Origin of the sequence: Streptomyces sp. S3(2020) (assembly GCF_013044505.1) — a bacterium.
In the GTDB taxonomy this organism is placed as follows: Bacteria; Actinomycetota; Actinomycetes; order Streptomycetales; family Streptomycetaceae; genus Streptomyces.
This window is the reverse complement of record NZ_JABERD010000290.1, coordinates 1-9,895: the sequence shown is the minus strand read 5'-3', so window position 1 is coordinate 9,895 and position 9,895 is coordinate 1. Positions and strand designations below refer to the sequence as shown.

Here is a 9,895-nt window from a genome sequence, read left to right as displayed (position 1 = left end):
CCCCACCCGTGGTGTCCACGGAGTCCAACAACCGCGCCGCGGCCTCCCGCACCACCGCCATGTCATCGGTCGGCCCCCGCAACGTCTCGGACCGGGTCAACGTGGAGAAGTCGTACCGCCGCACCTTCAGCACAATGGTCCGCCCCGACAGCCCGGCCCCCCGAAGCCGGCGCACACACCGATCCGCCAGCCGCTGCACCTCCATCCCGACTCGCACCCGGTCATGGATGTCCACGTCATACGTGTCCTCGACCGACACGGACTTGGTCTCCCGCTCGGCCACCACGGGCCGCTCGTCGTACGCCATCGCCATCGCGTACAGCCCGTGCCCGTGCGCCTTCCCCAGCAGCCGTACGAGCTCGTCCTCCCCCGCCTCCGCGATCTCCTCGACGGTGTGGATGCCGGCCCGCCGCAGATGGTCCCCCGTCGCCGGCCCCACCCCCGGCAGGATCCGCACCGACTTGGGTCCCAGCAGCGCCCGCTCGGTCCCCGGCTCGATCAGCGCCAGCCCGTCCGGCTTGGCCTGCTCGGAGGCGATCTTCGCGAGCATCTTGGACGCGGCGAGCCCCACCGACCCCGTGAGCCCCGTGACGGCCCGTATGTCACCCCGCAGCTTGATCCCGGCCAGCCGCGCCGACTCCTCGTCCCAGGCCGTTCCCCCGGCCTCCAGATCCACGAACGCCTCGTCGAGGCTGAGCGGCTCCACAAGCGGCGACAGCGCCCGCAGCAGCCCCATCACCTGCTCGCTGATCGACCGGTAGAACCCGAAGCGCGGCACAAGATACGCCGCGTTCGGCGCGAGCCGCCGCGCCTGCGCCATCGGCATCGCGGAATGGACACCGAACACCCGGGCCTCGTACGACGCCGTGGCCACCACCCCACGCGGCCCGAGCCCGCCCACCACGACGGCCTTACCCCGCAGGCTCGGCTTGGACGCCTGCTCCGCCGAGGCGAAGAAGGCATCCATGTCGAGATGCAGGATCGTGGGCGCGGTTCTCACATCTCCGATGCTGCCCTACGCCACTGACAATGCCCCCGCCGCAAGCGCGGAACGGCCCTCAGACCGCCCGGTTGCGCCGCCGCGCCAGCTCGTCCGCCGGGTTGTGCCCGACGAGGGTCTCCCCGGTGTCGATCCGCTCCCCGTGCAGCTGGGACAGCGCGCTCTCGACGTCCCGCCACACGACGCCCACGGCGATCCCGAAGACGCCCTGGCCGCCCTGGAGCAGCGCGTGGACCTCGTCGGGCGAGGTGCACTCGTAGACCGTGGCACCGTCGCTCATGAGCGTCATGCGCTCCAGGTCCCGGAACCCGCGCTCACGCAGGTGCTGGACGGTGGTGCGGATGTTCTGCAACGACACCCCGGTGTCGAGGAACCGCTTGACGATCTTGAGGACGACGACGTCCCGGAAGCTGTAGAGGCGCTGCGTCCCCGACCCGTGGGCGGGCCGCACGCTCGGCTCCACGAGCCCGGTGCGCGCCCAGTAGTCCAGTTGCCGGTAGGTGATGCCGGCGGCCGCACAGGCCGTCGGACCGCGGTAGCCGATCTCCTCGGACGCCATCGACGTCGCCCCTCCGCCGCTGCTCGGCACTGCCGCCGGTCGCTGCGGAACGTGATCGGCCGCGCTGCTGTGATGGGGGTCCCCCCAGCTAGAGCGCAGCCGAGAGTCTGGGGGAGGGTACGGGCCGCTCGCTCCCGGACTGCGTCCCGGAGCACCCCCAGCCGTACCGTCGCCGCTGCTTCTCACGCCGACCTCCGTCCTTGACCTGCCTTCTCGACGGTAGGCAGTCACCCGGGGTGCGTCAACGATCGCCACACTCGGCACGCCGAGTGATAATCACCCTAGGAGTGGTTTCCCGCACCCCACCGCGGGGAAAGGCTAGCCGAATGCGCTCGGGACGGGCCGCAGGACGCTCTCACACGCCGCTGGCAAATGCCAGCATTTCAGCGGTCACCGGACACAGCCGCCGTCACTGGCTGCTGGTGCCGAAGTCCTCGGGCGAGATCTGGTCGAGGAACTCGCGGAACTTCTCCACCTCGTCCTCCTGCTCGTCCGGGATGGCGATGCCCGCGTCGTCGAGCACACCGTCACTGCCGTAGATCGGCGTCCCGGTCCGCAGCGCCAGCGCTATGGCATCGGAGGGCCGGGCACTCACCTCGACGCCACTGGCGAAGACCAGCTCCGCGTAGAAGACGCCCTCGCGCAGATCCGTGATGCGTACTTCGGTGAGCTCCTGGCCGACGGCTTCCAGCACGTCCTTGAACAGGTCGTGGGTCAGCGGTCGCGCGGGGGCCATGCCCTGCTGGGCGAAGGCGATCGCCGTCGCCTCCCCCGGTCCGATCCAGATGGGGAGGTAGCGGTCGCCTCCCACTTCACGCAGGAGCACGATCGGTTGGTTGGAGGGCATTTCGACCCGGACACCTACGACATCGAGCTCGTTCACACAGCAACCCTAGGCCGTGCCCGGGACGTTTGGGTAGTCGGGCCGGAAACGGGGGACCGATCCGGTGTACGAGGCCCTCAGGGCAGCCGCACACCGAGAGCGGTCTGCACCAGCGCCGCGTGCAGCTTCACCGTGAGCCCCGCCAGCTCCTTCGTACGGGCTTCCGCGTGCGCCCGTGTCTGCGGATTGCGGTGCCGCTTCAAAGGGGCCACCACCTGGTCCACCAGGCCGGCCTCCCGGTCTGCGGCGGCCTTCATCACCCGCAGATGCCTCGGCTCGATCCCGAACCGCCCCAGCTCGACGACGAGCGCCGCCACGGTGACCGTCTCGGCGTCGTACGCCCCGTCCGGCAGCGCGGCGATCAGCCCGTACGACTCCCACTCCTCCAGCTCCCGCTCACCGATCTCGGCCGCGACGAGCAGCTCGGCCCGCCCGATCCGCACCGCGGTGGGCGCCTCGAAGGGGTCGGGCAGCGTCTCGCCGTCCCGTTGACGGCCCACGACGGGCAGCGCGACGGCCTCGCCCCGCTCCATGGCGTCCAGGTGCTCACGGATCACCTTGAGCGGCAGATAGTGGTCCCGCTGCATCCTCAGCACGTGTGCGAGGCGCTCGACATCCTCCGGGCTGAACTTGCGATACCCCGAGGGGGTTCGCTGCGGCTCGATGAGCCCCTCCGACTCCAGGAAGCGGATCTTGGAGATGGTGACTTCGGGGAACTCGTCACGCAGCGCGTTCAGCACCGTGCCGATGCTCATCAGCCCACTGTCCGCGGCGGCGGCACCGTCCCGGGCACCGCCGCTCGGTGTTTGAAGCATGGACCTTCCCTGGGGGTGTCCCCCCGGACGGAGCCCGGGGGCGGGTCAGTAGCCCCGCTGGCTCGCGTAGAAGACCAGCCGGTACTTGCCGATCTGCACCTCGTCGCCGTTGTGCAGCGGCACCGAGTCGATCCGCTCACGGTTCACGTACGTGCCGTTGAGGCTGCCGACGTCGGCCACGGTGAACGAGCCGTCGGGCTGGCGACGGAACTCCACATGCCGGCGCGAAACCGTCACGTCGTCCAGGAAGATGTCGCTCTGCGGATGACGTCCGGCCGTGGTCAGCTCGCCGTCCAGCAGGAAGCGGCTGCCCGAGTTCGGCCCGCGGCGCACCACCAGGAGCGCCGAGCCCAGCGGCAGCGCGTCGACGGCCGCCTGTGCCTCCGGGGAGAGCATGGGCATCTGCGTCTGGCCGGTGACCTCGGCGTCGTAGGCCTCGAGACCGGAGATGGAGATCGTGGAGGTCGTCTCCGACGGGCGCTCGGGCGTACCCCGCAGCGGCGCACCACAGTTGGAGCAGAAGCGGCTGTTCTCCGCGTTGCGGTTACCGCACCTCGTACACACCAGGGCCGACATGGAAAACTCTCCACCCGTACTCGAGGTTGACGGTTGCCCGAAACCTATGCCGCCGGACTGCGCAGGGTCAACAGACTGCGCGCCCTGACCTCCGGGAACGTCGCCGCCCACCTGGTCCCGGAACAGCGGGCGCTGACCCTCCGCGTCTGGCTGTGCGCGATGACGAGCGGTCGCGTTCGCATTGTCGCTACCCTCTCGCGCGCTCTTGCCGAACAACTTCGCAAACAACTTCACGGGCGATTCCCCTTGACCGAAACAGACCCGCCCGTGGGGCAGGACGAACCCTGATTGCATACACCGGCCGACCCGGACATCCTCACAACGTCCGTATCCACCTGACAGTTTCCACCACGCACCACCCAATCGGTGCGCCGACCCCCCGCAACCTCATGCCCTGGCCGGACGTCCCCCATGCACCCGCGGTTCACTGGGAGGACGACCGAGCGTAGTCAGGCTGCTTCGCCGCTCGCAAGGCGTCCACGACGATCTTGGTCGACCGCTCGACGGTAACGGTGGCCTGCTCCTTCTCAAGAGTCTGCACCACGCCTCCAGGAATGTTGAGCGCCGGTTCGAGATCCTGCGGCTTGCCGATGACCTTGAAACGATAGGGAGCGTTGATCTTGTTCCCGTCGACGCTCACGCTCTTGCCCGAGTCGGTCAGATAGGTGCCCGCGACCACGCGTACGCCGTTCACCTGGATCGCCTCGGCGCCGGCCGCACGCAGCTCCTGGATCGCGTCGAGCAGCATGTCCGCCTCGACCGTCCCCTTCGTGTCGTCGATGGTCATCGTGATGCCGGGCCCCTGCGCGGCCACCGTGCCCGCCAGGATCCCGAGCTGCCTCTCCTTCTCCAGCGTCTGCTTGCGGGCCTCCTCGGCCTGGTCCGAACTGTTCTCCAGCTCGTCACGCTGCTTCTCGAGGCCCGCCTTCTCGTCTTCAAGACGCTGAGTACGGTCATCCAGTTCATCGAGGATGCGCACAAGATCTTCCTGCCGGGCGCCGCGCAGGGCGCTGTCACCGTCGCTGTTCGACGCCACCTGCACGGCAAGGCCGAAGCCGAGGCCGAACAGCAGCACGGCGACGATGAGTTGGGCCCGGGTCACCCGCGGGGGCCACAGCCCCTGCGCAAGCCGCTGGCGGCCGGTCAGCTTGGGTTCCGGCTCCCCGGCCGGTTCGGCGGCCTCAGTGTCCGTCGAGGGCACCTCTTCGGGCAGTTCCTTGCGCAGCCTGTTCTCCGGCGTCTCGTCCTGGTTGCTCATCGGCCTCACGCCCGGAACACGTGTCGGCGGATGGCCGCAGCGTTGGAGAAGATACGGATGCCGAGGACGACCACGACACCCGTGGACAACTGGGCACCCACACCCAACTTGTCGCCCAGGAAGACGATCAGCGCCGCGACGACCACGTTGGACAGGAACGACACCACGAAGACCTTGTCGTCGAAGATGCCGTCGAGCATGGCCCGCAGCCCGCCGAAGACGGCGTCCAGCGCCGCGACGACGGCGATCGGCAGATAAGGCTCGACGACCGCCGGAACCTCAGGCCGGACCAACAGGCCGGCCACGACTCCCACGACGAGGCCCAGTACGGCGATCACGATGTGCCCTTCTCGCTTTTCTCGATGTTCGGCTGTGCTGTTCGTACGATCACACTCGGCGCCGCGGGCAGCCGGAGGTCACCCTCCGTGGAGATGCTCGTCCGGATGCCGTAGTTCTCCTGCAGGGCGTGCAGATACAGCCCGTCGGCGCTGTTCTGGAACTTGGTGCTCAGCCGTTGCCCGTCCCCCACCGCGAGCACCGTGTACGGCGGTACCAGCGGCCTGTTGTCGACCAGTATCGCGTCACCCGCGGCCCTGATCGCCGACAGCGCCGTCAGCCGCTGCCCGTTGATGGAGATGGCCTCGGCGCCCGACTCCCACAGCCCGTTGACCACCCGCTGCATGTCCCGGTCCCGCACCCGCCCGGTGTCGGAGAACCCGGAGGTCTCGCGCGGGTCCCCGTCACCACCGGTGGTGGCTTCCTTGGCGTCGTCCACGACCAGCTTCACTCCAGGGCCGTGTACGGCGATGGCTCCCGACAGGATGCCCACCAGGTCCGCCTGGCCGCTGCCGCCGCTGTCCCTGAGTGCCTCGCGCTGGCGCGCGCCCACCTCGTCGCGCAACTCGTCGACGCTGTCCTCCAGCTTGTCCGCCGCGTCCGTCTCACGGTCGATACGGTCGATGAGCTCCTCGCGCTCCTTGGCCACGACGGGCGCCGCCACCCGCGCCTGCGCCGCCCCGACGGTCACGACCAGCGCGGCCAGCACCAACCCGGCGGCCAGCCCGAGCTTCGCCCGGAGCGTCTTCGGCATGCCACTGTCGCCCGCGGCCCTCTTCCGCTCGGCCGCCTCGGCGTACCCGTCGTCAAGGCTGTGGTCCATGACATTGGTGAGCAGCGACATGGACGCGTCCGGGCGCGCGGGGCGCGTAGGGGTGCTCCGAACGGGGGGCTGCTGCGGCATGCCGCACATCGTCGCACGTCGCGACCACTACCTCCGAATGGCCCCACCGACGCGCCGGACAGGCCCCTTTGGGGACACCTGTCCGGCACGCACGCGTGCTGCGACTTTCAGCGACCGGCGCTGTCCACGACCGCCGACCACTCGTCGAGCAGCGCCTGCGCGGACGCGTCGTCCGGCCCTTCCGCCCACAAATGGGTGACGGCTTCGGCGGGGTCGGGCAACACCATCACCCACCGCCCGTCGGTCTCCACGACCCGCACACCATCAGTCGTGTCGACAAAGCGATCCCCGGCCGCCTCCACGACCCGCCGCATCACCAGACCCTTGACCGCCCACGGAGTCGCCAGATCCCGCTTGAGCACATGCGCCCGCGGAATCCGCGCATCGATCTGGCTGAGGGTCAACTGCGTCCGCGCCACCAGCCCGATGAGCCGTACGAACGCCGCCGTGCCGTCGAACACACTGCTGAACTCCGGCACGATGAAGGCACCCTTGCCATCACCGCCGAAGATGGTGGAATCATCGCGCCCGACCCGCGTCAGGTCGTCCGGCGACGTGGTCGTCCACTCCACCTGCGTCCCGTGATACGCCGCCACCTGCTCGGCGATCCGCGTGGTGGTCACCGGCAGCGCCACGCGCCCACTACGACGCTCCGCCGCCACAAGATCCAGCATGACGAGCAACGCGCGGTCGTCCTCGATGATCCGCCCCTTCTCGTCGACCAACGACAGCCGCTCACCGACGGGGTCGAAACGCACCCCGAACGCGGCCCGCGACGACGCCACGATCTCACCGAGCCGCACCAGACCCGACCGCCGCACATCCGCGGTCTCCGTCGGACGCGACTCGTCCAGACCGGGATTGATGGTCAGCGAGTCCACACCGAGCTTCCCGAGCAGACTGGGCAGCACAAGCCCAGCACTGCCGTTCGACGCATCGACGACGACCTTCAGACCGGACTCGGCGATCCCTGTCGTATCGACATTCCGCAGCAGCGATCCGGTGTACGAGTCGAAGACACTGGCCGGGAAGTGCAGATCCCCGATCTCACCGGGGAACGCACGTCGGTACTCCTGCCGCGCGAACACCCGGTCCAGCTTCCGCTGACTGCCCTGCGACAGGTCGGCACCACGCCCGTCGAAGAACATGATGTCAACGGAGTCCGGCACCCCGGGCGTGGTCCTGATCATGATCCCGCCCGCACTGCCCCGCGCGGTCTGCTGCCGGGCAACGGGCAGCGGTACGTTCTCCAGATCCCGTACGTCGATGGCGCTGGCCTGCAGCGCCGAGATGACCGCCCGTTTCAGAGCACGTGCGCCACGGGAGTGGTCGCGGGCCGTGGTGACGGTGGAGCCCTTCTTCAACGTCGTCGCATAGGCACCGGCGAGGCGTACGGCGAGCTCGGGCGTGATCTCCACGTTCAGGATCCCGGAGACCCCACGGGCGCCGAAGAGATGCGCCTGGCCCCTGGACTCCCAGATGACCGAGGTGTTGACGAAGGCACCGGCCTCGATCGTCTTGAACGGGTAGACCTTCACATTGCCCTGCACGATCGATTCTTCACCGATGAGGCACTCGTCGCCGATGACGGCGCCGTCCTCGATCCGGGCCGCACGCATGACGTCGGTGTTCTTACCGACGACGCAGCCGCGCAGATTGCTCTGCTGCCCGACGTACACGTTGTCGTGCACAACAGCCTTGTGCAGAAAGGCCCCGCTCTTCACGACCACGTTGGAGCCCACGACGGTGTGTTCCCGGATCTCGGCGCCGGCCTCGACCTTGGCATAGTCCCCGATGTAGAGGGGGCCACGGAGAACAGCATCCGGATGAACCTCGGCACCCTCGGCCACCCACACCCCGGGCGAGAGTTCAAAGCCGTCGATCTCGACGTCGACCTTGCCCTCCAGGACATCGGCCTGCGCCTTCACATAGCTCTCGTGGGTACCGACGTCCTCCCAGTACCCCTCGGCCACGAAGCCGTAGATCGGCTTACCCTCCTTCATCAACTGCGGGAAGACATCCCCGGACCAGTCGACCGGCACATCGGACTCGACATAGTCGAAGACCTCGGGCTCCATCACATAGATGCCGGTGTTCACCGTGTCGGAGAAGACCTGACCCCAGGTCGGCTTCTCCAGGAAGCGCTCGACCTTGCCCTCTTCATCGACAATGGTGATTCCGAATTCCAGCGGATTGGGCACACGCGTCAGACAGACGGTGACGAGCGCACCCTTCTCTTTATGGAAATTAACCAGCTCGGTGAGGTCGAAGTCGGTCAAGGCATCGCCGGAGATAACAAGGAAGGCATCGTCCTTCAACGCCTCTTCGGCGTTCTTGACGCTTCCGGCGGTACCGAGTGGCTTCTCCTCATTGGCATAGGAGAGCTCCATTCCGAGCTCTTCGCCGTCACCGAAGTAGTTCTTGACCAGTGAGGCCAGGAACTGGACAGTTACGACGGTCTCGTTGAGCCCATGCCTTTTGAGCAGCCGTAGCACGTGCTCCATGATCGGGCGGTTGACCACGGGCAGGAGTGGCTTGGGCATGCTTGAGGTCATCGGGCGAAGGCGTGTGCCTTCACCTCCGGCCATCACGACGGCCTTCATGTCGGAAGCGTCCTCCTCTAAGAGACGACGGTCTAGCCGACTTCACTCGCCCTGATTGTCCCGCACTTTCTCGCCGCGGGCCATTGAGCCACTGTGGGCCGCACCTATCGGCGAGTTCAATCGGCCATGGTGTCCGCACGGATCAGACGGCGGACTTGTACTACGTAGAGGACTCCTGCCCACCAGTACAGCGTTGTACCCCATCCTGCGAACGCCCATCCGAAAATAGCAGCGAGTGACGACAGCCAGCCGCTTCCGTCACTGAGCAGCAGCAACGGGAAGGCGTACATCAGGTTGAACGTGGCGGCCTTGCCAAGGAAGTTCACCTGCGGAGGCGGGTAACCATGGCGCCTGAGGATACCCACCATCACCAGCAGGACCAGCTCACGCGCCAGAAGTGCAGCGGTCAACCAGATCGGCAGAATCTCGCGCCAGGTGAGCCCGACCAGAGTCGAGAGAATGTAGAGCCGGTCCGCCGCGGGATCCAGGAGCCGGCCGAGGCTGCTGATCTGGTTCCAACGCCGCGCGAGCTTGCCGTCCAGGTAGTCGCTGACCCCGCTGAAGGCCAACACCAGAAGAGCCCAGCCGTCACTCTCGGGGCCACCGAACTCGGGCCTCAGAATCAGCCACAGGAAGACGGGCACACCAACGAGTCGCGCCATGCTGAGGATGTTGGGGATGGTGAGGACTCGATCCGTCTGGACGCGAGTCTCCTGGACCTCCACCCGGGGGCCTCCTGTGGGAAACGTGCCAATGTTGCTCCCTGACCCTACCTCAACGCAAAAAAGCTCTGGCTCTTGGGCGGTGTGCCCAAGAGCCAGAGCTATAAAAGGAGTTCGGCGGTGTCCTACTCTCCCACAGGGTCCCCCCTGCAGTACCATCGGCGCTGTAAGGCTTAGCTTCCGGGTTCGGAATGTAACCGGGCGTTTCCCTCACGCTATGACCACCGAAACACTATGAA

The 9,895-nt window shown here is 67.5% G+C and carries 10 protein-coding genes and 1 rRNA gene; all 11 read right to left on the bottom strand.

The window, feature by feature from the left end; all coding sequences use genetic code 11:
* The coding region (locus HLK59_RS44995; RefSeq protein ID WP_171147460.1) for a DNA polymerase IV at positions 1 to 1,000 on the bottom strand (1,000 nt) is incomplete at its 3' end.
* Positions 1,001 to 1,058: 58 nt separating this feature from the next.
* Positions 1,059 to 1,745, bottom strand: coding sequence for a MerR family transcriptional regulator (locus tag HLK59_RS44990; protein WP_171147459.1), 687 nt, complete (start codon positions 1,743 to 1,745; stop codon positions 1,059 to 1,061).
* A 223-nt stretch (positions 1,746 to 1,968) separates the two neighbouring features.
* Positions 1,969 to 2,442: a bifunctional nuclease family protein gene (locus HLK59_RS44985; protein ID WP_004002801.1), complete on the bottom strand. Its 474-nt coding sequence runs from the start codon at positions 2,440 to 2,442 to the stop codon at positions 1,969 to 1,971.
* 77 nt (positions 2,443 to 2,519) lie between these two features.
* Positions 2,520 to 3,257, bottom strand: a complete 738-nt coding sequence (locus HLK59_RS44980; protein WP_171147458.1) for a MerR family transcriptional regulator — start codon at positions 3,255 to 3,257, stop codon at positions 2,520 to 2,522.
* 45 nt (positions 3,258 to 3,302) lie between these two features.
* Positions 3,303 to 4,196: an FHA domain-containing protein gene (locus HLK59_RS44975; RefSeq protein ID WP_171147457.1), complete on the bottom strand. Its 894-nt coding sequence runs from the start codon at positions 4,194 to 4,196 to the stop codon at positions 3,303 to 3,305.
* 61 nt (positions 4,197 to 4,257) lie between these two features.
* Positions 4,258 to 5,091, bottom strand: a complete 834-nt coding sequence (locus HLK59_RS44970; RefSeq protein WP_171147456.1) for a DUF881 domain-containing protein — start codon at positions 5,089 to 5,091, stop codon at positions 4,258 to 4,260.
* A 5-nt stretch (positions 5,092 to 5,096) separates the two neighbouring features.
* A complete protein-coding gene (locus HLK59_RS44965; protein WP_003988855.1) occupies positions 5,097 to 5,429 on the bottom strand; it encodes a small basic family protein in 333 nt (110 codons plus the stop codon).
* Positions 5,426 to 6,331, bottom strand: coding sequence for a DUF881 domain-containing protein (locus HLK59_RS44960; protein ID WP_240983011.1), 906 nt, complete (start codon positions 6,329 to 6,331; stop codon positions 5,426 to 5,428). The genes HLK59_RS44965 and HLK59_RS44960 overlap by 4 nt, the downstream gene beginning before the upstream one ends.
* Positions 6,332 to 6,438: 107 nt before the next feature.
* Complete coding sequence (locus tag HLK59_RS44955; RefSeq protein ID WP_171147454.1) at positions 6,439 to 8,934, bottom strand: mannose-1-phosphate guanyltransferase; 2,496 nt, start codon at positions 8,932 to 8,934, stop codon at positions 6,439 to 6,441.
* Between the two features lie 116 nt (positions 8,935 to 9,050).
* Positions 9,051 to 9,659, bottom strand: coding sequence for a CDP-alcohol phosphatidyltransferase family protein (locus tag HLK59_RS44950; RefSeq protein WP_171147453.1), 609 nt, complete (start codon positions 9,657 to 9,659; stop codon positions 9,051 to 9,053).
* Positions 9,660 to 9,768: 109 nt separating this feature from the next.
* Positions 9,769 to 9,885, bottom strand: a 5S ribosomal RNA gene (gene rrf, locus HLK59_RS44945).
* Positions 9,886 to 9,895 lie beyond the last annotated feature (10 nt).

Bases quoted from the DNA above. Each gene is read 5' to 3' on its own strand.
- HLK59_RS44980 (WP_171147458.1), bottom strand. From the start codon at position 3,257: ATGCTTCAAACACCGAGCGGCGGTGCCCGGGACGGTGCCGCCGCCGCG.
- HLK59_RS44970 (WP_171147456.1), bottom strand. From the start codon at position 5,091: ATGAGCAACCAGGACGAGACGCCGGAGAACAGGCTGCGCAAGGAACTG.
- HLK59_RS44960 (WP_240983011.1), bottom strand. From the start codon at position 6,331: ATGCCGCAGCAGCCCCCCGTTCGGAGCACCCCTACGCGCCCCGCGCGC.
- HLK59_RS44955 (WP_171147454.1), bottom strand. From the start codon at position 8,934: ATGAAGGCCGTCGTGATGGCCGGAGGTGAAGGCACACGCCTTCGCCCG.